This is a genomic window from Pseudomonas imperatae (assembly GCF_057128625.1).
Genome location: NZ_JBSKHP010000010.1, coordinates 112382 through 137767 on the forward strand (window position 1 = coordinate 112382; position 25386 = coordinate 137767).

Sequence of the window (25386 nt, forward strand, 5' to 3'; positions counted from 1 at the left end):
GTTCTTGAATCAGGAGACGTTGGACACCGTTGTCCGGGATCATCAGGCCTATCTGAGCGAGCTCACTAATCGCACACCTCTGAAAAGGGGGAGGGGAGGAAGAAAGACCTCGACAAGGTGTTACTGGCTGACGACCCTCTGTACAACAGCCAGGCCGTTACGGCTCTGAAGTCGTACCACCAGGCCCAGGCTGACGGAGTAGTGGGAGCAGAGCTGGGGCGCTTGGCCTTCCTGCAGGAGCCTCATTAGCCGCCTGAAGCGCCTTCTCGCCTGCGTTACGCTGATTACCTGCATGTTGAAGCTTCTCATGGCGAAGAAGGTGTGGACTGAGCTGAAGGTGGCCAGCATCCGTGGCTAGCTATCCCCAGCTTCCTTCATGTCGGGATGGACGTCGTCGAAGAAATTGACGTCCAGCTCGAAATCCAGAGGGCCCAACCAGGCCAGCAGGTCAGCCCGAAGCGCTCCCTCGGCATAAGGCTCAACGTCCACCCAGTAGCTGTAGATTCCGTCATCCGAGGTGGTCGCAGTTACTTTCGCGTCTATCAGAAGCTCCGCGTCCTCCTGGGATATCCGGAGCTCGCTCGCCAAAGCTTGCGCCATGCTACTGCGGGGACAGTTCTCTTAGGCTTCAGCGCCCTGCTGTCGCGCCGTGTGCTCCCATTCATCACCACGTCACGATCTGCATCCGTTTTTCTAACCTGCCTGACAGAGCGCTCAAACCGGCCAAAGGGTCGGTCTTTTGCTCTGGAAACGGCGTCATGATGCCTAAAAGATATGGAAATGTTTAGGGCGCATGGTTTTCAGCGAAGTCTGGATTAATGGTAAAATTTATTGTGCCGAGAAAATTTGATATTTCCTGGGGGGTTGTGTCTGGCTTGCATTTGTTCAGGAAGTCACTAACTTTCTTAGTTATTGCGTAACTAAAATCTTGCCACTCACCATAGTCATACGAGAACCTAAGTAGGTTGCACGTGATAAATGTCTCCCTGCCTTTGTGCTTGTTTTTTGGCATGTATATTACTTTTCCTGAAAAGCTGGCGATCTCCATGTGATCCTCATATTTGTCGTAGTGAGGGTGTATTATTTTGTAGGATTCTTTATCTCTAGGGTAGAGTGCTTTTGGTCTGAGTGCAAAAGTTAGCACGTCTTGGTCGAGCTTGCTTAAGTTGCATTCCTTACATGCTAGAGCAAGGTTTTCTGGCTCAAACAGAAATCTAGGATGTGCTGATTTTGCAATAATGTGTTCCACGTCCCAGCTCAGTCCATGGTTTTCTCTTTTCAGCATTCGGCAATAGGCGCATTTATAGCCTTGTTGTTTCAGATAGTGGCTCCGGATTGACGCTCTGAGGGGAACCATCGGCCCAGTGGTTTCGTTCCATATCTTATGGTTTGTCCCATCGTACTTTTTAATGTAGTCGGAATCGTCCACGCCAAAGACTATCGGCTTCATAAGTAAAGTGCTCCGAGCTGGCTGATCAGGTGGTAAACCGGATCTGTATTGCTCATTTTGAGCTGGATCTGAAATAATTTTTTTGCCGCTTCCCTATCGTCCTGATTAAAATTTTCTCGTTTAGCGATTTTTGTGAGGAGTATTAGGACGGTTCGCAATAGGTATTCGTTGTTCTGTCCTGGTGACTGAAATATCTCTGCGAGTTGGAAGTCCGCAGATCTCTTTGCGTACTCATAGGGTTTGTAAAGTCTGCCTTCCTCGAGGCCTAATACATATCCATTGTCAGTCACAAGTCCTGAAACTAATTGTGGTGAGTGCGTTGCAATTACGAAGTGACAGCCGCGAAAGTCAGCAAAAACTTCTTGAAGTTGCTTAACTAAACTGCTTTGCCATTGCGGGTGGAGACTGATTTCCGGCTCGTCAATACAAATTAATGAGCCGTTTTGAATAGAGCCAGCGATGCCCAGCATCATCGTAAGCATACATTGCTGACCTGAGCTTGCTTGGCTAAGTCGCAGTCGAGACTTGTTACTGTTCTTGAGTAGTGTTATATCGTATATTTTTATGATTCCGACTTTTAAAAATGTTGAAAGCTCACGGAGTAAATTTCCTCCAATGCCCGTATCTATATCCCAGAGGTAAACTTCGAGGTGGGATTTCTTTTGGCGCTTCAATGTGTCGTAAAATTTATATTGATGGTCGTCGTCGTAGGGGAGGTAGCTAAATTCATCTGATAGGAAATCAATAATTTCCGGGTTGCAATTAAAGTGTATTTCTGATTTTTCCGCGTCCGATAGCTTGTTGAACTGTTTTGCGTCTAGAGCTATCTTTATGTCTAGGTAAGGAGCAAATCCAAGATATTCGAATATTTTAGATAGCCTGTATGCATTTTGCTGCCCTTTCATAACTCCGTCTATTAGTGAAGAGAGGCTGCTTGGTACGCTGCTTCCATTTGGTCGATCTGATCCGATATAGCTGTACTTAACCCCACTAGGCTTTTTCTTCGATTGGCTCGAACTCGGGAATCGGTCATGGCGTCCTGTTGATACTGCGATGACATGTGTGGGGCAAACAGCAGACCCTGTAGATAGCTGTACATCATCGTCGTTGTGGTTGTTTATTGATTGGCCAAATTTTTGTGGAACGAAATAGAGGCTTGAAGTCTCTGCAACTTCCCTTGAAGGTCTCTGGCGAGGCGAATTATACGATTCTGAAGGGTTTGGAAGGCTTTTTAGATAATCTTGGGTTTTATAAGATGCCTTTAGGTGTTCATTCAGTGTCGCTGTATATCTCAAGGATTCTTCAGGTGAGCTAATGAAATGAGACGTCAACGCTTCAGAATAAGATATATCCTGCCTTGCGAATACATAGGTGCTAACAATTTTTCTCAATAGCCGACTCTTGCCGGCAGCGTTTTGACCTACGACCATCGTAAATGTATTGTCCGTCCATTCGCTTATCTGGCTGTCGCTCAGAAAAACTCTTTTTCCATCAGCCCAGACTGACTCTATTTGAAACCGCATCAATGATGATCCTTATCGATAGTCGAGCGCCGCTTGAAACCAAGTGTGGGGGGCGAGCCTCTGAGAAGGACTCAATTTCATCGACGTCAAGCAACGGATAGTGTCTAAAGAAGGCAATATGCCATCTTGCCTACTGCACCGCCAGTGGATTGTTATGCAAGCGCCATTTGGGCATCTGTGGATATGTCTAATCTTCTAAGCTTACCGGGGGAAGTGAGACGCTAAGAACGCTCGGGACTGCACAGCGGTTGCTGCCCCGTGGCTAGGCTCTGCAGTCGGCCACCCAGTTCACTTACATATCAGAATGGAAGTCGTCGAAGGGATTGACGTCCACCTCAAACTCCAACGTGCCGAACCGGGCCAACAGATCTGCTCGCAGAGCTCCCTTGGCATACGGCTCAACGTCCACCCAATAGCTGTGGCTCATCCCGTCATTCGAGGTGTGCGCTTTAACTTCCGAGTCTGCCAGAAGCTCCGCATCCACTAGGGATACCTCAAGCCCACTGGCCATCGCTTGCGCAATGCTAATGCTGGGACGGTGCTCCTCGCCTTCAGCGGTTTGCTGGGGCGTCATGTACTCCCATTCAGTCCTGCGATCACGGTCTGCATTCGTTTCGCAAGTGATGATGCAAACACCGTCCTCACCGAGCGACCACCTGCCATCCCGCCGAATCAGATTAACATCCGCCTTAAGGAAGAAAACCCTACCGTAGTAGACACGGTCAGGATCCAGCTGCCAATGAGAAGCACCTGAGAGCGCCACGGACATCCAAATGCCGCCTCGTCGTACCCGTTATTCTCTAATCAGAAAGCAAGCTCTTCAATTGCGGGCCCGAAAGCGTAATGTGCCTTGACCTCAAGCATTCGTTTCTAATGCATTCACATGATCGGAGCCAATGGCAACTGTCGGCAATGTCGACACATGATGTCGCGCTCAAGGCGGAAAAAGGTGTAGCAGGGAGCGCTCATCACCTGCTCCATCGAGCTTGGTTCGCCATTTAGCAGGCCTAAGGGAAAGCCGCACACATGCCATATCCAGGACAGCCAATCGTTGGTTTCATCGCGAATCTCAGCCCGCTTTATCAGTCCGAGGAAATGCTCGGCTTCCGTGCAGCCAGATCGCTTCGGGACGGGACTTTGATCCTCCCTTATCCTGAGGACGACAGGGAGGCAGAGGATGCGATGTTGATCGTCTGGTGGCAGGGTGATCCGAACAGAGCCACTGAGGTGCTGGGCTCTGTCATAGCGACTACTTGTAGTGGTCTAATGAAACCGGACACCCATTTAGGCGAGAATGCTCGCCATAGAGAGGTGTCTGATGACCAAGCAACGACGTACCTTTACCCCCGAATTCAAACGTGAAGCCGCCAGCCTGGTGCTTGACCAAGGCTACAGCCACATTGAGGCAGCCCGGTCGCTCGGGCTAGTTGAATCAGCATTGCGTCGGTGGGTCAGCCAGCTCCAGCAGGAGCGTGGCGGTGTCACCCCGACTAGCAAGGCGTTAACACCTGAGCAGCAAAAAATCCAAGAACTGGAAGCCCGAATCAATCGTCTGGAACGGGAAAAGTCGATCCTAAAAAAGGCTACCGCGCTCTTGATGGCCGAGGAGCACGAGCGCTCGCGTTAGTCGATCAGCTTCGCTCCGAGGAGCCGGTTGATCTGTTGTGCTCGGTATTTGAAGTCACCCGATCTTGCTACTACGCGTACTGTCGAAAACGCCGATCCCCTGACGCCGAACGGGTGGTTTTGCGCAGCCGTGTGAACGAACTGTTTACCCAAAGCCGAAGCGCTGCGGGCAGTCGAAGCATCATGCTGATGATGAAAGAAGACGGCATGCAAATCGGGCGATTCAAGGTACGTAAGTTGATGCGCGAGATGAACCTGATCAGCAAACAACCGGGCTCCCATGCCTATAAAAAGGCCACCGTTGAGCGACCTGATATCCTGAACGTGCTTGATCGAGAGTTCAGCGTGGTGTCCCCCGACAAGGTCTGGTGCGGTGACATTACGTACGTTTGGGCCGAAGGCCGATGGCACTATCTGGCAGCGGTCATCGATCTTTATGCGCGCCGGGTCGTAGGCTGGGCGTTCTCATCCAATCCTGACGCTGACCTGGTTATCAAGGCATTGGATATGGCCTATGAGCAGCGTGGCCGGCCTCAGAATGTGCTGTTTCACAGCGATCAGGGCAGCCAGTACGGCAGCCGGATTTTCCGCCAGAGACTATGGCGATACCGTTTCACACAGAGCATGAGTCGGCGTGGTAACTGCCATGACAACGCGCCAATGGAGCGGCTATTTCGCAGCCTGAAAACTGAATGGATACCGACGGTGGGCTACATGAGCGCCGCGTTGGCTAAACAAGATATCGGTCGTTTTCTGATGGAACGGTACAACTGGCGGCGACCGCATCAATTCAACGAAGGATTAGCGCCTGCCGTTGCCGAGGAAAAACTTAACGCAGTGTCCGGGATCAGTTGACCACTACAACTGCAGTCGTTGATTACGTCGGTTTCCACAGTCTGGGGAATGACGCTGATCACTCCACGGGCCTCTTGGCGCACCTCTATCAGCACTTTGAGGTTAAGACGGGCGCAAGCCTCCATTTGCCTTATCTCGAGGATGATATGCCCTGGTTGGTGAAGGTTTTTCGTCTGGCCAAGAGCATGGGGCCAAAGCTTGCTTTCGAGGTTTTGAAGAAAGCGGCGGGTGTGTAGGAGGGTACGTTCCGCTGCGCAATGCTGATCTAGTGCGTGCCGCTGCGCGGACGGTTGTCGTGAACCAAGCCGCGATGCGTCTTGGCCCTAGCGGGCTTCCATCCTTACGTCTGCGCGCTCCGCTTGCATTTGCGAGAAGTGAGTCTTCCAACTGGGGGCAGCGAGCATCAATTGCCCAAAGACAAACGGCTTGGGAGGGCGCAATGCCCGTACCAGATTTGGGCGGAGTTATCCATTTATCCACTCTCCATCCCAACCATCTAGCGCTGCATGGATGGATAACCTTGCTTTCCGCAGAAGGCGCTGAGGCGACCGAGCAATGAGGGGATTCATCGGAAGGGGATCGACGTGACTCGGGCTTGCCGGAAGAATCCCAAATGTTCCTCTTTGGTGGTTCAACGGAAGCCACGATTTTTTTGAGCTCTGAGCGCTCGAGGTGATGGCTCAATGATATCTTTCGCGATGCGGGCGATACCTAGCCGGGTGCCGCCTGAGCGATGGTACAGGCTAATCATTGAGTCAGGTTAGCGGCGCCGTTGAGCACTCCAGAACATTACAGGGATATTGAGCATGCAACTTTTCATGAGACTGGCGGCCTTGATCGGTGTTTTGATAATTGTTGGCAGCGGCATTAGTAAGTGTTCTATGGACGATAAACCAGTAGCCAAGGATGAGCCTCCTGTTAAGTCGGTACCTACCAATCCAGCCCCCGATGAGAGTACAAGTACGCCGACTCAAGCGGCCCCGCGCATAGCAGACGGTGCCAGCGGCGATGAGCTTGGCGAGCCTGGAAAACGCCGTTCAGCCAAGGTCAAAATGCTTGAAGAAGAAATCCGAGCACCTCGCCTTGAGGATGCGCTAGGCCAGCACGACAGCTCTGTACTTTCGATTGTTCCAGCCAAAGGGTTCAAGGATGGTGTTGCGGGGGTCTTCAAAAAATACCATCTGCATGTCAACCAGAACTCGTCGGTAGATTGCTTCCCAGGAGTAAAAGTCAGAGGAGAGTCGAGAGACGGTTGTCTCATCGGTATCTACGTAAGCCGTCAGAGGGCTTCCAACAGATATTCCGAGCTGGCCGGGTGGTCAGCTGTCTGGTTTAGAGGGGTGGATGATCCTTCATTCCGTCCGGTCAGTCCCTTTGCGGAACACCTCTCGAACGCTGATGATTCCATGCTGAGGATTGGCGGGTTCATGGAGATTTCGGATCGGCCATGACTGTACATGGATTTCTTCGGGAATAGGGCATACTTGCGCTCAGCGCACCGCGTTATGGTTTTCTAGCTTCAACCCAAACATAGCCGTTTACCTGTCCCTTAGCTTATGGGGGGAACGGTGCCCTCCCTTTCAGGGGGGACGTTTATTCTGAGCATGCCTCACCTCATGAGGCATGCAAGGAAGGAGGGGGTCAGTGAATATTCAGGAACTTTCTATAGGATGGATGCAGAGACCACTTCACATTATCCCTTCTGTTTTCGATTGAACGGTACAAATCAGGGTCGTCTGTGAAGTGGGTGAATTCGACACCGTCCAAGTGTATGTGGGAGATGAGGCCGAGTTTGTAGATGAAATCGGCTAGGTCTTCTACACCGACATAAGGCTTCCCATCAACCGTTGGTATGCTTTCCTTGTTGCGCCCTCGTAAGTAGTTGAGTTCAAGTGTCTCCTCTAACTCTGAGCAAGAGAATTCTTTTTTTGTGGCTCGCAATGCATCAATTAAGTGGTTCAGATCATCAAATTGATGTATGTGCTCTTTTATCAAGTCGTCTCGGCGGTTGGCCCCAAAATCCGACAATATATAGTTAATATGATCTAAGGTGATTTTCTTGGTGTACGGGTTTTCCTTGGCTTTTTTCGCGGCCATTCGACAAAGCTGCCCCATCCACCGAGGTCGGCGGTTAGAAAAAGCAGAAATTGCATCGAAAAGCTTAGCATCCTTACTATTTCGCCATTCAATTGGTGAGGTGAAAACCATGTCAAGAATTTTGTTGTAATCAGTTGCAAGCTTGAACCTTGCTTCCGTTGACTGAGGGTGATTGTTTACAATGTAAACAAGGATTTTTTGAGCTAGCATGTCTCGCATTTGGCGTTTAGTCCAGACGATGCTGATGATGTATTGCTGCAGTTTATCTAAATCTTCTAGGTGGCGTAGACATGACCATACATCACTCCTCACAGTTGTGCGAACATTCAAGCCCTGATAGTCGTGCGCGAGAGAGCGAATCGCGCTGAAGAATGCTCCAACTTTTGCTTGGCTTTCTCTGTTGTTCTGGAACTTGGCATCTATGTCATCAATGAGTAGCCAGACTTGCCGTCTTTCCTCGCTTTCTTGATAGCGCTTGAGTAAAAGTTCGACATTGGTAGGTATGGATTTTTTAATTTCAACGCCCAGTAATGGGATCTTTCCCAGCATCCTAGCACTCAGTGCGCCAATAATGTTCTTGCTTCTTATGCCGTCCAGTTCCGCGAGCTCTACCATGGACATGGTGTCGTCAGTAAGCGCCAAGCCAATTTGCGCTCCGATTTCCATGGCGATTCGTTTGCAAATAATTTGCTTCCAGTAGTTTTCCAAATAAGAATGATCATTTCCTGCGAAACTGCCTAGCCCTAAAAGATCGTTTCCTTTTACGCGGATGACGAGAGGGGTGTTGTAAAGCTGTTCATGTTTTAGCTTGTAGTCAAGTCGAGACAGGAGGGCGGATTTTCCCATTCCTTTACGAGCGCTTACAATCGATAGTTTTTCGCCTGGATCGTAGAAGTCGTCGAAGTCGTTGTTTTCTATATAGTAAGCATTGAGATGCTCTAAATCCTCATCCTCGCCTGCTTCGTTGCCGAAAAGTTTCTTGTCGCGTAAGTTTATAGAGATCATTTTAGGTTAAGATCTTATTGGGCAGGAATGGCATCGGCAAAAGTGTAACCTTGATTGGTAACTTGGTAGCTGTCCCCCTTGCTTCCGCGCGTTGTTACAAATCCAAGTTCAAGCAGTTCATTGAGAGCCCCTTCCCATTTGGCAAGTTCTCTAGGGGTGCGAGAAGTAATAAGGTTTTTGCCATTTGTCTGTAGGTCTGTCCCGCCCAGATAGCGGATGTGGAGGATCGTTCCTTGGCTATCAGCGCAGGCTTCCTTTAAAAGTATCTCTGCTTCAGAGCTCAGCTTTGGTACTGTTGAGTCTAGTGCAGTCCAGTTTGTAGCGGGCTCGCCAGCAGTCTTGAATAAGTTATTTTCATTAATAATGATTTGCAGTTGGCGGGCAAACTTGTTTCGAAATTCCGTTAAATCTTCGTAGCCCTCATACAGGCTTCGCTGTTGACAAGATACCTTGAAATCGCGCAGCTGCTTGTACTGGTCAGGATCAACAGTATCCAGCGCGGCAGGCTGGCTGGAAAAGTACAACATGGCCGGACGCCCGCTTTCAACGTGCTTCTCAATTTCCTCAACGGTACCGCTAGCGTACTCAGTAGTAGCAGTGCCCACCCGAGTCCAAAAGACGCCGACAAGCAAATCGCATTTATCCAAGATCTGTTTGTTAATAATTGTCTGAGGCGTTGCTCCCATTTCAGGTGCCGAATGGGTTTCCCATCCGGTAGGAAGAAGAACAATTTTTCGCGATCTAGAATGCACATCGTTCCATTCGTGAATGATTTCTCTAACCTGCGCCCTCTCCGCTTTGACATCCCCTGGGGAAGCGATCATGACGTTGAAGACGTCCGCTTTGTAACTCATGCTCATTCCTTGCAGTAAAGTGGTGTCATATTAATACTACAATGTGAAGGAAGGGGCTAGCAGACCGCGCCTGATTACCCGTTGTCCATACGCATGGACAGATGCACCGCTTGGGAACTTACTCAAGCATTATGGAGCGGCTGGCCAGCCGAGGTGCTCCTGCTTGATCTGAGCCAGCCTAGCGAGATCACGAGGGGATCTATTTGCGGCCTCACAGCCGGTAGCAAGCGAAAAGCTCATGGGCGTGATGGGCGTGATGGGCGTGATGGACGCGGTGAATGGGCGTTGGGTCAGGGGGGGCTATGCGCCTCGCAGGCGTCCCTGTGGATCCCTCATGGGGGATGAGGCGAAAGATTATGAGCAGAGCTTTACCACTCATATTGATCAGCTCTGGACTGTGTACTGTAAGTAAGGCCACATTTCCTGCTCGGGGGGTTGTCGATACCCGATACTATTCCTTTCCGATAAGCTCTAAGCAGTCCCCTATCAGGGCTGATGACTCATCCAGACCGTTGAGAGCATCCCGCACGTTCGATGCTACGTCACTGCCCCCGTTGTTCTCAGCCCAGAGGGCCAACTCCTCAATTGCGGCACCGAGTGCGTGATGAGCTTTTACCTGTGCGACCATTAGCTTCTGAAGCATCTCGATTGCTGTCATCTCACGCCCCTCTACTGGAAATTTGATGGTAGCACCACTATTGACGGAGGTGTTTTTGCAACCAGGACGGCGGTGGGCAACCTCTTTCAGCACTGATTGCGATGCAGCGGGATGAGGTTTGTCTGATTCTGCTATCCAGTTGTAAACGAGGTTGGCGAGCCTTTCCCAGCCCATCGACTTGCCATTTTGCATGTCCATCTGTCTGTTGAGTTGCCCAAAATTTCTAGGATGGAAGGTGTGTATCCAGAGCACCTCACGCCCGGAAAGCATCACTACCTTAACGGCAGATCCAAGCGCCCTCCTGACTTCAAACGACGGCAGGCTATTGCCTGTGTGATACGAGATTAACAGTATCCCCGTTGACTTGGGTGACCCTCCGGGTACGGCTGTCGTGAACCAAGCCCAGTTGAAACTGGGCTTGGCCCTGTGGGCTTCCATCCTCACCTCTTTGGCCATCGTGGCCTGCGCGGTACACCTGCTAGTTCGATGGTATTGCGTTGTTTGTGAGAGCCAAGACTCCCTTAGTGTGTCGTCGAATAGGGCCGGTTCTAGAGAAATTACGAACTTTCCAACGCTCTCATATGCCTGCGAAGAGTAGCCCTGAGGGTATCCTGTCCAGATAATATATTGGTTGCGGGGCAGAAGATCTCATCTTGAGAGAGTAAGTAGTTAACAAACGTCCCTGAGATCTTCACCCAGTCATCTCTGTCGAGCTTTCTGGAGCCAAACAAGCCGCGCAGAGTGGCTAAATGTTCACCGTTCCTTATTGGCGTCGCTAAACCAACATGTTCAATATAGGTTAGGTCGTCTGATCCAAGTTCGATATGAACTAAACCAGATGGGCTTATTTTGATTCTTGTGCTTTCGTCGAGTATTTCGCTCGTTGGGTCGTAAGCCTCAACCAGCCTATAGGAAAAAAGCGCCTCTAGATGCCTTGTGATAACCTTTCTAGGGATACCTATAGGTTCCAAATAGATGATCAGCTGGTTGACTTCAATGAATTTTGCTTCAGCATCTTCGGACTGAAAGTATTGCTGCTTAAGAGCTTGGAGTATGCTGAGCCTAGCAAGAGGGCTAGAAATATGGTCTGAGTATGTGTGGTAGAGGTTTAGGATGAAGTTGTTGTCATCTTGAGAGAACTGTGAATAATCTCCGAGGAAAACTGCTTTTTTAATTTTTTGTGGAGGGATTCTCAATCTATTAGCTTGAGAAAGATAAGTTTTAACTAGATCGTCTACTGCGATATGTGGGGATGTGAGAGTCCTTTTGGTAAGCTCGAGGCTTCGGCGTATGTCGTGATTACAAAGGGAGCTAATGAGACGTGATATAAAGTCTGTATCGATAAAAATGCTCTCAATGCAAGCAACAAATGCGTTCAGGTCTTGAACGCTCACCCTAATGCCTTTGGTCAGGAAATACTGATCTTGACTCGTAGAGAGGGTGAGATCGATCTTAGATTGAAGAAAAACAGCGCGCTTTTGCAGAATCTCCTTGGTGGATGGTGTTGGGAGATAAAATGCCTTGTACTGATAAGATTGGAAAGGCCCATGTTTGGATAGTTGCCAAATCGTCCGGTCTGTTACTGGGCAGATAATGAAGCAGTTCTTGATCGATCTGAATAAGGATTGGGCATACTGGAAAACTGCTTCTTGGAATTCCCGAGGGAAGTGATCTGCGTTGTCAAAGATTATGCAAGGCATCAGGCAGCGGGCGCCAACCGTATGCCATAGCAAGTTTGAAAGGTATAGGCCGGTCTCGTTGAGTCTTTGCTCCTTTATGAAAGTGCCGAAGTCAATTTTGAACTGATTTTTATCGGTCTCATACAAGTGTTTCATTTCGCCTTGCGACCAGCGTTTGTACTCCCGCCAATAAACCCCGCGAAGGTCATCGTAGGTTGGTTCATCAGGAAATAATGAAGCCTCGCATAGCTCGGATAGTTGGCTGTCTAGCCAGCGGGTTATCGATCCAGTATCCCCTGGTGATAAACGAAGGTCGACCTTTAGCACAAGGCATTTAGAGCGCAAGGCGCTCTCTAGTGTCAGCTTAAAGAAGCGGTCGATGTACGTTGATTTTCCGGCTCCCTTATTACCAATAATAAGCGCGAAGTCACCTTTTTCACTGACGACCGCGTCTCGTATATCAGCTTCGAGGCCATGGTTGGTGTCTATGTACGAAATGCCATCAATAATGTTTTTGGCTATGCGTTGGAGGCTGACGTCCGTCTCTCGACTTTCCTTGCTTTCTACAAAGCAGTTAATAAGCATTTCAGAGTCTTCATCTCCAGACATAGAGGTGAAGAATTTTGTGAAAACTTTTTCGATGTCTCTGGATATTTCAGTCTTTCGCATGAACTGCGGTGCGTCAGCTTTAATGGTTGCTAAATCTTCTGCTTGGCTAACTGAGTTTCCTTCCTGCTCGTTGAAATAGGTTTTGAATATGTCCTTGGATACAGCTTCGGATGAAAATAATTCGTAGAACTGTAAAAAGTTTTCCTGGATGGATTCGAGGGACGGGAAAACTGCTATTTTGTATTCCGATTTTGAACGGCCATCACCCCGGATAGCCCAATGTCCTAACCACTCTACGCCATTAGTAGCTGCGCAAAACTGTACTCCGGTATCGAGGCAATAGCCTTCGGCTTGCCGAAGAACAGGAGTGGCTGACTTGGCGCTAGGCCCATTGAATTTGAAAAAGTTTAACGAATCTGATTTGGTGTCGACCAGCGCCGCAGATGTCCGTTTGGCTTCAACGACAAATTTATTTCTGCCACCTTGTAGTATCAAGTAGTCTATGCGGCCTTCATCCAAATGTGGTTCTGTTCTGATCGACTCCCTGGGCCATCCTAGAACATCGACTAACATTATATCGATTAAATGAAAGCGTGCATCTTGTTCTGTTGTAATGGTGCTCATATTGTCTTGAGCATATTGTTTGATGCGCTGGAAAGCTACGTAAGCCTCATCAGATTTCATACTGCACCAGTCCCTAGCAAAAAATCTTAGTTGTTTAGCAGACAAATCAAGCTTAGCTCGTGGACAGAAAGTTGCTACAGCTGAAACAATAAATTCAGAGGTTGAAAGAATTTAGATCTAGAGGAGGTAGCGGCAGGAGGCGCAACGTTTGCCCTGGTAGCTCTGAACTACCAGGGCAGGAGCTTGGATCAGATCCAGTCTGCTGGAATGAGACCGTCGCCCTTCACGTTCCAGGACGCTGCGGAATGGGTGTTCTTGACGCTTCCCCAAATGTCCTTGCCCGCATGCTCCAGCACGATGATCTGCAGGTTGGAATTGGTACGCCTGATGCCCTCACTCAGCACCTCGAAGATCCGCCGCGTGGCGATGAGGTCTTCGGTTCTGGTTTTCCGCAGGTTGTTGATGTCTTCGTCCAATGTGTTGCTTCCGAGCTCACTGCTTGGGAAGTAGACCTGGCTAGGCTGGTCGATGACTAGGAAGCTCAGAGGAGGCAGTTCCAGGTTTTCCTCTTGAAGGAGGAACTCGTGAATGCCCAGGAAGGCTGCGATGTGGTAGACCTGTAGTAGACAGGGCTTGGTTCACGGCAGCCGTCCCTCCTAGGGCATGCCACAACAACCGTAGCGTCGATGGCTACCGAACGCTGCGCTGCTCGAATGACCTTGGCATAACGCCCTGCGCGTAAAGATCATACGTTTTGTGCAATGCTACTTCGTCGCCAGAAGACACCTTCGCGTGGCTAAAGATCGTCGACAAAAAACGCTTCCGCTCGCCATTATCAAGTTCAGACCAGATCCTCGGCTGACCTTGTGCATCTGGCACCGCAAGACGATCAAGGAAATACTCTTCAAGGCTATGAAGCCGTTGCTGTCCATCGACCAGAATCTCGCTGTTCTCCGCCAATGCCCTGCCAGTGCTCGCAGGCTCGCACCAGTCGTTTGTAAGGTAGCTTCCCAGGTCTAGCCCTGCCCAAACAGCGCTAATAAAACGAGCCTGCTGGCCTACGTTCCACTCCAATCCGCGCGCCCAGGTGGGTACGGGCATACCCATGACAAATCGTCCAGCCCACGGAAAACTATCGTGAGCGGAGGAGGGGTCTACCAGATACTTTTCCCAGTGGCCTACCAGAACATCAATTGGGTAATGACTGATGGTTGTAGCCAGAACCCGCTGGGGCATTTGGATGTACAGGTCTGGCGCTTCGTCGTCGGCATAGCGTTGAAAGATGGAGTCCATGGTTCTCACTGGTGACTACAAATAGGTGGGGGTGCTGGAGTTACCACAGACGCATCGCCAGGCGTCGACTGTTTCGATGATCAACAAGTCTCGTTCGATGGAAATCTCGATCTGGTCGCTATCGACCAAAGCATGCGCGTAGCCCTCTACATAAGCTGCTGCTTTATCAAATGCAGAAAGGGTTTCTGAAGACTTGATGACGCTGATCAGACGTTGCCAGGCACCGTGCTGGCGGTTGCCCAGAATCGTCTTGGGAAACGAAATGGCGGCACTCAAACGCTGCGCGTAGTCATCGGTTGGTGGGATCAAAGTGATTCGCTCGGAGGGATACATACCTATGACAAACGGTTGGTTTTGGAAAACCTTGAGCCTGAAACGAAAGAATTTTGAAAATGAGGAAAGCCGTGCATAGTGCCCAGCCCATTGCTTAAGGCAAGCGAAGCGCGCAGACCAAGGATGGATGGAGGCGCAAGAATGGCAGTCCATAGAGCCGAACCCTGGGCTCGGTTCACGCCAGCATGGCCACCGGGCGCAGCCAGCCCTTCGTGAGCTTCTAGCGCCGCTTCAAGCGTAGCGTGCCACTCCAGACGTAGCTCGCTAGCCGCACTCATAAGCCGCTGAGCGATCCGACGCTCCTCGTCATGTGCTGAGGCAGCCGAATCCCCAGCGGAGAAATAGCGTGCAGACGCATCACAGAACCCATGGCCATCAATCGCCTGCAGGCACACGTACCTGATGGCAGCTTGGTTGTTCAGGCGTCGCCAAGAGGTCACCTCAACACAGGCCCCAGCCGCGAGGCCTGAGGTGTCCACTAGAGGCATCTCACGATACTTCGGATCAACCAGGTGGCTGAGCTCCTGCCGGCGAGCAATGACGTAATTGCTGATCTCCTCGGGATCCATCGAAAGACCACCTCGGTCAGTCACATAGTAGTTTCCCAGTTTGTTGACGGCCTCGATGAATGCTCGCTCTCGCTTCCGCTCCCACTCGGATCGCTTATCTGGAAATAGCCATCTGTGGATTCGGTCAAGGAATGCTGGTGGTCTCACGGTAGGAACTCTGTCAGACAGGGGCCAAAGACCCCTGGTTAGGAAAGTGGTGATAGCAGTTACTTTTTCAAGAGGGCGTTCTTGCAGGGCAGGCACTCAAGCAGCTCCGGAAAGAACTCTTTGCGTATTCTAGACTCGCGGCCACATCCACCCATGGTGGCTTTAGAATAGTATTCAGTCATTTTATACATGTCGTGGGAAAAAAGGTGTTTCTTCAAGATATCTACAGGGGTGATAGTGAGTGTCTTGAGGTCTTTCATGTTGTTTCTCCATTAATAGGGTGGGTTTTAGTGGCTCACAGGCGAGCCGTTCGGCACGAAATCAACAACGTTCGTGTACTTCTTCCAGCGTTGCTCATAATCATCAACCTGTTCCAGAAGGAACAGTTCGCGGGCCAAGGCGGCTCTCCACAGGCCCTCAACACGTTCAACTTCACTACGGAGATGAGCGATACGCGCTTTGAGTTCACCGACCTGACCGTTCTTTTTGGCACTCTTTTCCTTCTGAATGGCGGCGTAATGTTCGATATCCGCGATCAGATGCGCGTAGATCTCGCGATCCTTCCTAATAAGGCTCGGATCTTTGCCTGCTTCAAGAGCAACGGTGCGGAGCGAAATCTTGGTGCCTTTTTTCACTCGCTCCGGATTGTTGTTTACCAAGCGGCGTAGGGCGTCGTAAAGCTCTTGCAGGCCTGCGCCTTTGATGTTGCTATTCATAGATGTAATTTAGTTCAGGTGGCTAAGGATAGTTTCGTAGTCCTGGATGTTGCGTTGCTCCATCCGGTATTCGAACGATTTCGGATCCAGATCAATGAGATCGATCTGGGCAAGCTCAATGACTGATTTCACATTGCTCACCTTGAGCACTGAGCTTGCGCACCCGAAACAGTTCGTGAAATTGCCATGGGCTCGTTCGTTGCAAGGTTTACTACTGGCGCATCCGCCCAGGGGAGTACGTTGGTAGGAAATCAGGCCATTCTTAGCCTTTTTCATTGTCTCTTCGGCGGTCTGCCGGTAGATAATCCTGTCAGGATCATTCGCTTTGCTCATGGTTGCTACACGCTCGCCATGACCACCATGCAGCTTTTCGGTCGAATACAGAACATCGTTGAGGTACGAGATCCACTGTGCGTCATTCGCGGCGTTTTGGAATTCTTTATCAAGCTCAGGGCTTCGTAGCTTCATGTTGTACCCACCCGCAGAGCAGCCACGTTGGTAATAGATACTCATGGACTCGGTCAGGTGGGTAAGAAGCCGTTTAAGCTCAGGGATATCCAGTACCTGGCTTTGAGCGCCAAAGACGGCCATAGTCCTGCGGAATTGGTGGGATGCAATTTTCCATGGTTCACCTACTTTGTATTTCGGATCTGAGCGCCAATCTGCGAGCGGGTCAATAGCTTCCAGTTCAAGGATGTCAGATTCTTCAATAATAATCGGAGGCAGGTATTTCTCTTGCCGGGTAAAATCTCTGATGATGACTGTATCTCCAGGATCGTTCTTACAAAATGGCAAGAAGCTTGGAGTCAGAAGCAGACAGTCACTACCATTCGTACCTACAGGTACATAAGGCGCAATGATAGACTTAATGGCCTGAAGGCATTTTATAGGCTCGTGGATTAGCTCGTTGGCAATCCAGGCCGTATCTTTCGCCGTTCCTGTAAGTTTGGTTGAAATGCCCATCAGGTACACGCCTTTTGAATTCCAGCCCTCTGCTTGCTGAACGCACTCGTCCTCAAGAAGTTTTGCTTCGTGATCTCTTACGAGCGTATAGATATGCACCAAGCATTTCGCGCTGTGTTGAGCCAGTGCGAGTTGCCGTGCCAGGCTAGGAGCTTGCCGGATGTTATATTTTTCACAGAAATCATCAAGATTGTGATCGCTAACGGCTTGTGAAAAATCCGGTCGCTTGATTTCGTCTGCAGGCCGATGGCCGGGCTCCATCTCGAGCCTGTAAACCTTACTAGGGCCTCGGCCATATAGAGGATCCTCCGCCAATTTATGCGAAAGCGCTTCGATCATGTCGCCGTGCTTGACGAAGTCAAGAACGATATTGTTGTAGTGATGGTAGCGAGCATGAAGAATTCGGCTTGGAATAACAGGGGTTTGTTTTTGACTGTTATACCTCTCGCTTTGTCGCTTGCGCAGAACCTGGAAAAAAAGCTTGTGCGGATTCAATTTGAGCGCATTGCAGGTCAGCTTAAGGTAGTCGGCAATCATTGTTCCTAGGCTAGACGCATTGTTGGCTGTGATGCCATCTGCGAAGTCCATATGTTTAGGCGAAGAAATCAGCTCTTGGATTGTGATGTTCTTTTCGTCAGCCCGTTTGGTAAGGAAGTTAAGCGCGATAAAGGCCATGTTAATCGTTGAGACCCTTAACGCCGTTCCTCGACGACTAGGCGAGAAGATATTCGTCGCCAGAATGATTTGTGAGGTTAGGATGTTGGCAGCGTTAAACTTGCCGTCTGTCCTGTAACGTTCAAAATTGAATGAAGTCGAATCTGTTGGCACAAGTCCAAGCTGCGGGAAGTCCCAATACATGTCTGCCAGCAGGATTGCCAGTCCGGTACGACTGTGGCTAATAATGCAGGAGCTACCCAGATTGTCCAAATTCATTCCGACATACGCCACACTGACAGTTGGCTTGCGGTGATCATCATGCTGAAGAACTCCGGAGTCAGGGCGAATTCCAGTACGTTCTGCAAGGCTGTCAGTGTTGTCGACAAGGCTGTCAATGTCGTGAGAGTAGGTTTTGGAGCTGCTTGAGGTCTTATTCATGGAATTACCTTTAATCGGACGAGTCGTTCTAGGTATCGCTGCCAGTAGTCGGTCAAGGTGTTGTTTTCATAGACTTCGGCCCGCAGTTCCTTGAGGGGTTCGCTGAGCGATGGATTGACGGTCAGCATTTCATTTAAAAGCCCTTGGATCTGGTCTAAAGTCGGCCCATGGATCAAATTAAAGTGATCAAGGCTAGCGCTTGAGTGAATCATTTCTTTGGTTACAAACTCTAAGCTGAGCAGTTTCCAGGCGTCCTCGCGGTTCGCGTGAACCTTGTGGTGAACGCAATTCAAACAACCGACTTCGCTCTTGCAGTCCGGTGCGGCAGTGATACTCGAGGTCTCACTTTTCAGTGGTGAACCTTCACTCATGCAACCACCAACTGGCGTAGCGCATGGGTGTGGGTTTCCAAAGAACTCGTTGACTACCGCATGGAATTTTCCAATCTGATCGACCGCACTGTGCTCGTTGGCCTTTAAGTAACTGGCCCTTTGCGTCCGCTCACTGTGCCCAAGCAGAATTCGAGAAGCTTCGTGGCCATGGTTTTTCGCCACATAACTGTCTTTGTAGTTTCGGAAGCTTTGATAGCTAAGGCATGGGACATCTGGGTCGATCAATCTGCTAATGCGGTTGTGAAGACGCCTAAGAATGTTGGTGTCGAGAATTCTGTAATTTGACAGGCTGTTGCCATCAAACCCTATAAAGAGATACGGGTGGTCAGACCCCTGGCACAGGTGATCTCTTAGGGTGATGTATTTCCGAAAATGCTTGATGAAGCTAGCCTTAACTCGAACAATGACTTCCTTGTTGTTGGCCCGAAATTTGATTGATCTGACCCCAATCTCTTCCGTGTTGGTGATTTCGAAGTCTGGATCCCAAGGGATTTCGCGCAGGGGTGATTCATTGATGGCTGTTGCTGCGACGAACATGGAAACAAAGCTATCGTGAGCAATCCTCGCAAGTGATGCTCGGTACTTGGCATCCCTAGAGGAATTGGCGGGTTTGAGTCTGGATTCATATTGTGCTTTTGCAATATAGTAGTATGTGAAATCTTTTGAAGTGGAGCGGTTTCGAAACTCTTGAAAGGTTCGCAGGCGGGCCTGGCTGTAGTCAAAATACACAGACCCAGCAGTCTTCTCGCCACCTTTAGCAAGTATTTTTTCGGTTATGAGCGGATACTGATCGTCCGGTAGTATCCATGCATAGCCGTCTTTTACCTTCAATTTGCATGGCATAACTTCATCTTTGATCAAGAAGTCCGTCAGTCCAGTGAAGAGTGGTTCACATGTCTGTAGGTGGTATTTGACCGCGTCTCGACTAGGCGGCTCTATTACCTTCTTGGCTTTGCCCTCAGGGCGTACAATCAAAGGTAGCCGTGAGAAGAGGAAACTTTCCTCCGGAAACATTTTCTCACCGCATGTTCTGCATACAGTTTGCATACGCCTGCGCGTGACGTATGCCCTGTTGTCGGTGTTCAGATGCTCACTGAACGCGACCAATGCTTTGTGGTATGAATCTGAATCATCGAGAAAATCCTCGAATCCGTTTGCTTCGCACCATTTGACCATGAGCACCCAGTCCGCAACTGCGGAGTAACCTGAGCTAAGAGCTGCTGTAGTGAGGCTCATAGTCATGATGTGACTCGCCAGGTTTTTCACTCTCGCTAGCCGCTTCGGGAGGTGAGTCCTTACATTGACCTCCCTTCTTGCTCTTGGGCCAGAACGCTCGCCAAAGCAGATAGCTCCGAAATCAAAGGCGTGACGATGGTTGAACCGCACGAGAATTGATTCGATTGGGTTTCTTGCCAGTACGCTATGAACCTCAGCAAGAAGTTCGGCGTGGTTGACCTGGACGTCTAGGCGAATTTCGCAATAAGGCCTGTAGTTCATTTTAATTCTCCACCAGGCTCATGATGTGCTTCTGATAGTCACTGTCAGCCTCATGCACCATTTCATTAACCCTCCGATAGTCCAAGTAACTCATGGTTGTTTTGCGGTTTGAGTGATTCAGGCGCTTAGCAACGTAGTCGATCAGTTCGAGATAGCCGATTTTGCCTTGGGCCAGAAGGTGCCTGCGTTCATCTACCAAATTCATGCCGAATGAAGCCCTTAGATCGTGAAAGCTGAATGAAAAATTGTGACCCAGCGCCTTTAGCAGAGGAGTCAATGTGTCTTTGATAAATTTTCGTACTGCAGAACCTTTCTCATGGCTCTTGTACTTTTCTTTATCGAGGTGGCTCACATAAAGTGGCTTTCCAGTTTTGCTCAGAAAAACATACTGCTCAGACTCATCTCTTACCATTGCTCGGGCTTTGCGGCTCTGGTAGCGGTCAGATTGGAGGTAGGTGAAAAGCCGATGATGTACCCAGCCTGGAGCTTGGATGCTCTGGTTCTTTCCATACTTTGTGTCTACCAAATAATCTTCACCAGCGCTGATCGGATACGTGCCAGTATCGTCTGCAGAGGCCTCAATCACATTGCCGACTCGGAGTGTCAGTGCCGTTTGTATCCTCATGCCGGAAAAGAGCGCCAGGATAAACAGGAGTAGCATTTCAATGTTGCTTACGAGGAGAAGTGCTTTGATCACCGCGTCTTGCTCAAATTTATGGAGGGGGCGAAGCTTCCCGCCGTCATAAATGAAATCACTTGACTCATCATTGTTTTTAGGAAAGGTTAAGTCGGTGGTGGCGACCTCTCGTGTTCTTGTGAATCCGTGTCTGTCAAGGCGGGATACATAAATTATTTTCTCTTTCCACGGCGGCTTCTCAGGTATGAAGTTTCGGTATTTCATTCGCCACCGGTAGTATCGAATGACGGCACGTATCTTGTTGTTGACACCGCCTGCACCTTTCTCGCTTCGTGCAACAGCTAGCTTGAAGTGTGCTTTGAATCGATAGGTTGGCCTTTCAAATTCTCTGCCCCTAAAATCTAGGTGGTCTAGCTCATGGTCGAGCATTACATTCATGAACTCGGTGAGATGGGCAGCCTCAGCTCCTAAGGTTTCCGTCGAGAGCTTGGGGTACTGCTTTGCCCGCGAGAAGAGATAGAGGTTGCCATCTACCCAAGGCGTTCCATCAGGTTGAAGAACGATCTTCATGCCTGGAATGTAGTCTTCGTTTTGGTACGCCACCGGGTAAACTACGGGAGGTTCTGTTGGAACAGATACCATCGCTTCTATGGGGAGTTTGTCGCTTTTGGTGAAAGGGGTGAGCCCTCTCAATTCTACAGTTGTGTACATGTTGCTCTTGCAGGTCGGACTTCAGGGTAAGAGTCAGAATCAGTGTTTCGACCCCGTTTCAGTGGGCGGGCAGAATATCGAGTGCCGAAAGTTTTGCAAGCGGTGGTTTTGTCGAATGCTTGAAAGTTGATTTTTAATTGGTTATATATTGTCGTGGGTGTTTTTCATTTGTTTGGTCATATGTTTAAGGGGTTTAGAGGTGGGGGGGGCTGGAAGGCGTGTACTTGATGGGTTTAGGGTTTTTATTTTTTCGTGAATTGACGCTTCAGAGTGTTGATTGTTTATATGGCCCGGGTTTGGCGCGACCTGAGGCTGTTTTGCTATATATCAATTAACGCCATTATTGAGCCTGTAAAGAATGTCAGGCCGTTCAAGTGCTCTTCCGAAGCAGTGTGCTAGACGGGTTTTTGCATTTTTTTTGGCTGATTATAAATAATTACCGAAAATTGCCAAGGCGGCCTTTATGGGGTTGTTTCCTGATCAATTGACATGGTTTTTTATATTGGTGAACGGAAAAAGACGGACGGTCGTTAACAACCGGCTACTGGACAATATTTGATCAGTGTTTTAGGCCGCTCGGTGGGTTTGGCACCGCCCAAGAGTGCTTAGGGGCTACCTGCTCGAGGGTGTCGGCACCTGCTGGAACTGCTCTCTAGGTAGAAGCTGTGCCCCAGGGCGGGGTGATGGGTGAGGCCTCTTGGAATGGACGGGCATGCAGCTATCCCTAGAAACGGTTGGACTGCAGGGCTACTTGAACCCTCAGGCTCTTGGTGTATCGATGTGTGGGGCTCAGGCCCTGACTCTGCACATCGATAAAACGCACTGCGCGGCGCGCTGTGCGCTCACTGGGAAAAGCGAAGGCCACCAAGCTGGTCAGAGGGGGTAATGCCATAGGAGGCTTGCGACGCGCTTCCAAGAAGGCCGGCGCCGACCTGGCCACTGTCAACGTGCATGATGATCCAGAGGTGACGGCGGAAGAGTGCTTGGGACTAGGGTTGATTGAGGCTACGTCGTCGCCATCTGCGGTTGCGGCGCGTGGGCATGAAGCAGAAGCACTCGAGCGTCATGCGGCGCTCCGCACCCCTGAGTACGGCATCAGCCTTGGCAGGGCAAGGTGCTAGTAAAGAGATCTTGGCGCGAGGTGTGCGGTCGCAGACCGTCATTGGCTGAGCGGCTGCCCACCTCCCGCTCGTGTCGATCAATAGGTGGACGTACATGGCACCCGTGAAGATGGAGCCGGCGATCAAATAACCTTGAGCTGGACGCACCTGGCGGAACTCAACAAGTTGGTGGATGGATAAGCGAAGCGAGTGCCGAGAACCACCTGACCTTGGCCGCTGGCAGCGACCAGCCGATACGTCACTGCAGATGGTGAGGTTGAACGTGTGCAGGCACCGGGCATACATCACCCAGTTGCTCTCTCCAGTCCCGGTCAGTCAGCACCAAGATGTGTTGAACGGAGGGTTGGATAGATATGTTCGTGGGGTCTCGGGTGCTCAGGAATGCACGACCTGCGATGGGATCACCACGCTCGCTCCGATGTCCCCACCCACGAGTGTTGCTGTCCAGAGAATCACTTTGGTTTCTCTCTTTTCTTGCTTAGGAAGAAAGCTTGAGCGAAGCCGGTTCTGAAGGAAGGGGGAGTGCCGCGCTGTAAGGCTTTAGGAAGGAGGGGGGGGCTCAGGCCGCCTCGCCTGCAATCCTTATGAGGAGGCTTGTTGCTGTCGGTACTGCCGGGAGCTCACGATACGTCGAAGTAGGCTTCAACTCACGCGTAATTCTGCACCTTCACCGTGTGCAGGGTGATGTCCACCACGTCGCCGTCGGCGCCCACCTGGGGCATCTCGATCCAGTCGCCCACGCGCAGCATGTCGTTGCTGGTGAGCTGCACGCTGGCCACGAACGACAGCAGGGTGTCCTTGTACACCAGCAGGATGACCGCCGACATGGCGCCCAGGCCCGACAGCAGCAACAGCGGCGAGCGGTCGATGAGGGTGGCGACGATGACGATGGCGGCGAAGATGTACAGGATCATCTTCGCCAACTGCACGTAGCCCTTGATGGAGCGGGTGCGGGCATGCTCGGTACGCGCGTAGATATCCAGCAGGCCGTTGAGCAGGGCGCCCAGGCCCAGGGTGAGGCACAGGAAGGTGACCGCCAGGGCCAGGTTGCCGATGAACAGCGCGGTCTTGTCGCTGAGGCCCGGCACCAGCGCCAGGCCGAACTGGATGACCAGCGACGGCACTGTCTGCGCCAGGCGGTGAAACACCTTGTTGCGGTGCAGGTCGTCCAGCCAGTGCAGGGCAGGCTGGCGGGCCAGCAGGCGCATGCCGTACAGCAGCACCTGGCGGGCCAGGCGGCCAAGGCCCAGGGCGATGGCCAGCAGCACGGCCAGGGCCAGGCCGGTGCGCAGCAGCGGTTGATGTTCCAGGGCGGCCCACAGGGCCTGGGCCTGGAGCCAGAAAGCGTGAATATCCATGGGGTGCGACGGGCGTCCGGTCAGCGGTCGGGCCGGTCATTAGAGCCCATCGACACGACAATTTGGCAAAAAGTGCGTTACCGCACGTAAAGAAGTTCGGCTTATTGCCGCGCAAACCGTTACGCTATGCAGTTGAATTTATGTACTTCGCCGAGGTAACACCCGTGTTTTCCCAATTCCCCTTGCATGAACGCCTGCTCAAAGCCGTGGCCGAGCTGAATTTCGTCGAGCCTACCCCGGTGCAGGTAGCGGCTATCCCGCTGGCAGTGCAAGGGCGTGACCTGCGGGTGACGGCGCAGACCGGCAGCGGCAAGACCGCAGCCTTCGTGCTGCCGATCCTCAACCGCCTGATCGGCCCGGCCAAGGTCCGCGTGGAAATTCGCGCGGTGATCCTGCTGCCGACCCGCGAGCTGGCCCAGCAGACCCTGAAGGAAGTGGAGCGCTTCTCGCAGTTCACCTTCATCAAGTCCGGCCTGATCACCGGCGGTGAAGACTTCAAGGTGCAGGCCGCCATGCTGCGCAAGGTGCCGGACATCCTGATCGGCACGCCTGGCCGCCTGCTGGAACACCTCAACGCCGGCAACCTGGACCTGAAGAAGGTCGAAGTGCTGGTGCTGGACGAAGCCGACCGCATGCTCGACATGGGCTTCGCCGAAGACGTCACGCGCCTGAGCGACGAGTGCAAGGACCGCGCCCAGACCCTGCTGTTCTCGGCCACCACCGGCGGCGCCGGCCTGCGCGACATGATCGGCAAGGTGCTGAAAGACCCCGAGCACCTGCTGATCAACAATGTCAGCCAGCTGGCCGAAGGCACCCGCCAGCAGATCGTCACTGCTGACCACAACGTGCACAAGGAACAGATCCTCAACTGGCTGCTGGCCAACGAGACCTACCAGAAGGCGATCATCTTCACCAACACCCGGGCCATGGCCGACCGCATCTACGGCCGCCTGGTGGCCCAGGAATACAAGGCGTTCGTGCTGCACGGCGACAAGGACCAGAAGGACCGCAAGCTGGCCATCGACCGCCTCAAGCAGGGCGGCGTGAAGATCCTGGTGGCCACCGACGTGGCCGCTCGTGGCCTGGACGTGGACGGCCTGGACCTGGTGGTCAACTTCGACATGCCACGCAGCGGCGATGACTACGTGCACCGCATCGGCCGTACTGGCCGCGCCGGCAACGAAGGCCTGGCCGTGTCGCTGATCTGCCACGGCGACTGGAACCTGATGTCGAGCATCGAGCGCTACCTGAAGCAGAAGTTCGAGCGCCGCGTCATCAAGGAAGTGAAAGGCACCTACAGCGGGCCGAAGAAGGTCAAGGCTTCGGGCAAGGCCGTGGGCGTCAAGAAGAAAAAGACCGACGCCAAGAAAGGCGACAAGAAAACCGCCGCCAAGGGCCCGACCAAGCGCAAGACGGTCAACAAGCCCAAGGCCGAGCAGCTGGTGAGCAGCGACGGCATGGCGCCGTTGAAGCGCCGCAAGCCGGCCGCTGACGCCGAGTAATCCGTAACACCCACCCGTAGCCGCTGCCGTAGGCTGCGCTGGCCCGTGCGAACCCTGGAGATCTCCAGCGTG

The 25386-nt window shown here is 51.4% G+C and carries 19 protein-coding genes and 1 pseudogene; 3 read left to right on the forward strand and 17 right to left on the reverse strand.

Annotated features, from left to right (window positions below; translation table 11 throughout):
• Positions 1-354 precede the first annotated feature (354 nt).
• The 4 genes from ACWKWX_RS14725 to ACWKWX_RS14740 form a co-directional block, all read right to left on the reverse strand.
• Positions 355-600 (reverse strand): hypothetical protein, encoded by a 246-nt coding sequence (locus tag ACWKWX_RS14725; protein ID WP_483828174.1) that lies wholly within the window; start codon positions 598-600, stop codon positions 355-357.
• A gap of 184 nt (positions 601-784) precedes the next feature.
• Positions 785-1450 carry an HNH endonuclease gene (locus ACWKWX_RS14730; protein WP_483828175.1) on the reverse strand — a complete coding sequence of 222 codons (666 nt, stop codon included), beginning with the start codon at positions 1448-1450 and terminating at the stop codon, positions 785-787.
• Positions 1447-2973 (reverse strand): AAA family ATPase, encoded by a 1527-nt coding sequence (locus ACWKWX_RS14735; RefSeq protein WP_483828176.1) that lies wholly within the window; start codon positions 2971-2973, stop codon positions 1447-1449. Before ACWKWX_RS14735 ends, ACWKWX_RS14730 begins: the two co-directional genes overlap by 4 nt.
• 292 nt (positions 2974-3265) lie before the next feature.
• A complete protein-coding gene (locus tag ACWKWX_RS14740; RefSeq protein WP_483828177.1) occupies positions 3266-3742 on the reverse strand; it encodes a hypothetical protein in 477 nt (158 codons plus the stop codon).
• A 549-nt stretch (positions 3743-4291) separates the two neighbouring features.
• Here ACWKWX_RS14740 and ACWKWX_RS14745 point away from each other — a divergent pair.
• A protein-coding gene (locus ACWKWX_RS14745; RefSeq protein ID WP_483828178.1) for an IS3 family transposase occupies positions 4292-5454 on the forward strand; the annotation gives its coding sequence in 2 pieces (ribosomal slippage) (positions 4292-4547 and positions 4547-5454; 1164 coding nt in all).
• Positions 5455-6260: 806 nt separating this feature from the next.
• Positions 6261-6905, forward strand: coding sequence for a hypothetical protein (locus ACWKWX_RS14750; protein ID WP_483828179.1), 645 nt, complete (start codon positions 6261-6263; stop codon positions 6903-6905).
• Positions 6906-7095: 190 nt separating this feature from the next.
• Here ACWKWX_RS14750 and ACWKWX_RS14755 read toward each other — a convergent pair whose 3' ends face one another.
• The 13 genes and pseudogenes from ACWKWX_RS14755 to ACWKWX_RS14815 all read right to left on the reverse strand — a co-directional run.
• Positions 7096-8556 (reverse strand): P-loop ATPase, Sll1717 family, encoded by a 1461-nt coding sequence (locus tag ACWKWX_RS14755; protein WP_483828180.1) that lies wholly within the window; start codon positions 8554-8556, stop codon positions 7096-7098.
• Between the two features lie 14 nt (positions 8557-8570).
• Complete coding sequence (locus ACWKWX_RS14760; RefSeq protein ID WP_483828181.1) at positions 8571-9410, reverse strand: DUF4062 domain-containing protein; 840 nt, start codon at positions 9408-9410, stop codon at positions 8571-8573.
• A 451-nt stretch (positions 9411-9861) separates the two neighbouring features.
• Entirely contained in the window at positions 9862-10524 is a 663-nt protein-coding gene (locus tag ACWKWX_RS14765) for a hypothetical protein (protein ID WP_483828182.1), read from the reverse strand.
• Between the two features lie 101 nt (positions 10525-10625).
• Positions 10626-13040, reverse strand: a complete 2415-nt coding sequence (locus tag ACWKWX_RS14770) for a hypothetical protein (protein WP_483828183.1) — start codon at positions 13038-13040, stop codon at positions 10626-10628.
• A 188-nt stretch (positions 13041-13228) separates the two neighbouring features.
• Positions 13229-13588: a DUF3732 domain-containing protein gene (locus tag ACWKWX_RS14775; RefSeq protein ID WP_483828223.1), complete on the reverse strand. Its 360-nt coding sequence runs from the start codon at positions 13586-13588 to the stop codon at positions 13229-13231.
• Positions 13589-13670: 82 nt separating this feature from the next.
• Positions 13671-14273, reverse strand: coding sequence for a hypothetical protein (locus tag ACWKWX_RS14780; RefSeq protein WP_483828184.1), 603 nt, complete (start codon positions 14271-14273; stop codon positions 13671-13673).
• 15 nt (positions 14274-14288) lie between these two features.
• A complete protein-coding gene (locus ACWKWX_RS14785) occupies positions 14289-14759 on the reverse strand; it encodes a hypothetical protein (protein WP_483828185.1) in 471 nt (156 codons plus the stop codon).
• Positions 14760-15381: 622 nt separating this feature from the next.
• A complete protein-coding gene (locus ACWKWX_RS14790) occupies positions 15382-15582 on the reverse strand; it encodes a hypothetical protein (protein WP_483828186.1) in 201 nt (66 codons plus the stop codon).
• 27 nt (positions 15583-15609) lie between these two features.
• A complete protein-coding gene (locus ACWKWX_RS14795) occupies positions 15610-16038 on the reverse strand; it encodes a hypothetical protein (RefSeq protein ID WP_483828187.1) in 429 nt (142 codons plus the stop codon).
• 9 nt (positions 16039-16047) lie between these two features.
• Entirely contained in the window at positions 16048-18096 is a 2049-nt protein-coding gene (locus ACWKWX_RS14800; RefSeq protein ID WP_483828188.1) for a hypothetical protein, read from the reverse strand.
• Entirely contained in the window at positions 18093-19985 is a 1893-nt protein-coding gene (locus ACWKWX_RS14805) for a hypothetical protein (RefSeq protein ID WP_483828189.1), read from the reverse strand. The genes ACWKWX_RS14800 and ACWKWX_RS14805 overlap by 4 nt, the downstream gene beginning before the upstream one ends.
• 1 nt (position 19986) lies before the next feature.
• Positions 19987-21333 carry a hypothetical protein gene (locus ACWKWX_RS14810; protein ID WP_483828190.1) on the reverse strand — a complete coding sequence of 449 codons (1347 nt, stop codon included), beginning with the start codon at positions 21331-21333 and terminating at the stop codon, positions 19987-19989.
• 1774 nt (positions 21334-23107) lie between these two features.
• Positions 23108-23812: pseudogene (locus ACWKWX_RS14815) on the reverse strand (mechanosensitive ion channel domain-containing protein); the annotation flags it as partial.
• Between the two features lie 164 nt (positions 23813-23976).
• Between ACWKWX_RS14815 and ACWKWX_RS14820 the strand changes: the two are divergent.
• A complete protein-coding gene (locus ACWKWX_RS14820) occupies positions 23977-25314 on the forward strand; it encodes a DEAD/DEAH box helicase (protein ID WP_416422931.1) in 1338 nt (445 codons plus the stop codon).
• Positions 25315-25386: the final 72 nt, after the last annotated feature.

Bases quoted from the DNA above. Each gene is read 5' to 3' on its own strand.
- ACWKWX_RS14725 (WP_483828174.1), bottom strand. From the start codon at position 600: ATGGCGCAAGCTTTGGCGAGCGAGCTCCGGATATCCCAGGAGGACGCG.
- ACWKWX_RS14730 (WP_483828175.1), bottom strand. From the start codon at position 1,450: ATGAAGCCGATAGTCTTTGGCGTGGACGATTCCGACTACATTAAAAAG.
- ACWKWX_RS14735 (WP_483828176.1), bottom strand. From the start codon at position 2,973: ATGCGGTTTCAAATAGAGTCAGTCTGGGCTGATGGAAAAAGAGTTTTT.
- ACWKWX_RS14740 (WP_483828177.1), bottom strand. From the start codon at position 3,742: ATGTCCGTGGCGCTCTCAGGTGCTTCTCATTGGCAGCTGGATCCTGAC.
- ACWKWX_RS14750 (WP_483828179.1), top strand. From the start codon at position 6,261: ATGCAACTTTTCATGAGACTGGCGGCCTTGATCGGTGTTTTGATAATT.
- ACWKWX_RS14755 (WP_483828180.1), bottom strand. From the start codon at position 8,556: ATGATCTCTATAAACTTACGCGACAAGAAACTTTTCGGCAACGAAGCA.
- ACWKWX_RS14760 (WP_483828181.1), bottom strand. From the start codon at position 9,410: ATGAGTTACAAAGCGGACGTCTTCAACGTCATGATCGCTTCCCCAGGG.
- ACWKWX_RS14765 (WP_483828182.1), bottom strand. From the start codon at position 10,524: ATGGCCAAAGAGGTGAGGATGGAAGCCCACAGGGCCAAGCCCAGTTTC.
- ACWKWX_RS14770 (WP_483828183.1), bottom strand. From the start codon at position 13,040: ATGAAATCTGATGAGGCTTACGTAGCTTTCCAGCGCATCAAACAATAT.
- ACWKWX_RS14780 (WP_483828184.1), bottom strand. From the start codon at position 14,273: ATGGACTCCATCTTTCAACGCTATGCCGACGACGAAGCGCCAGACCTG.
- ACWKWX_RS14785 (WP_483828185.1), bottom strand. From the start codon at position 14,759: ATGGACTGCCATTCTTGCGCCTCCATCCATCCTTGGTCTGCGCGCTTC.
- ACWKWX_RS14790 (WP_483828186.1), bottom strand. From the start codon at position 15,582: ATGAAAGACCTCAAGACACTCACTATCACCCCTGTAGATATCTTGAAG.
- ACWKWX_RS14795 (WP_483828187.1), bottom strand. From the start codon at position 16,038: ATGAATAGCAACATCAAAGGCGCAGGCCTGCAAGAGCTTTACGACGCC.
- ACWKWX_RS14800 (WP_483828188.1), bottom strand. From the start codon at position 18,096: ATGAATAAGACCTCAAGCAGCTCCAAAACCTACTCTCACGACATTGAC.
- ACWKWX_RS14805 (WP_483828189.1), bottom strand. From the start codon at position 19,985: ATGAACTACAGGCCTTATTGCGAAATTCGCCTAGACGTCCAGGTCAAC.
- ACWKWX_RS14810 (WP_483828190.1), bottom strand. From the start codon at position 21,333: ATGTACACAACTGTAGAATTGAGAGGGCTCACCCCTTTCACCAAAAGC.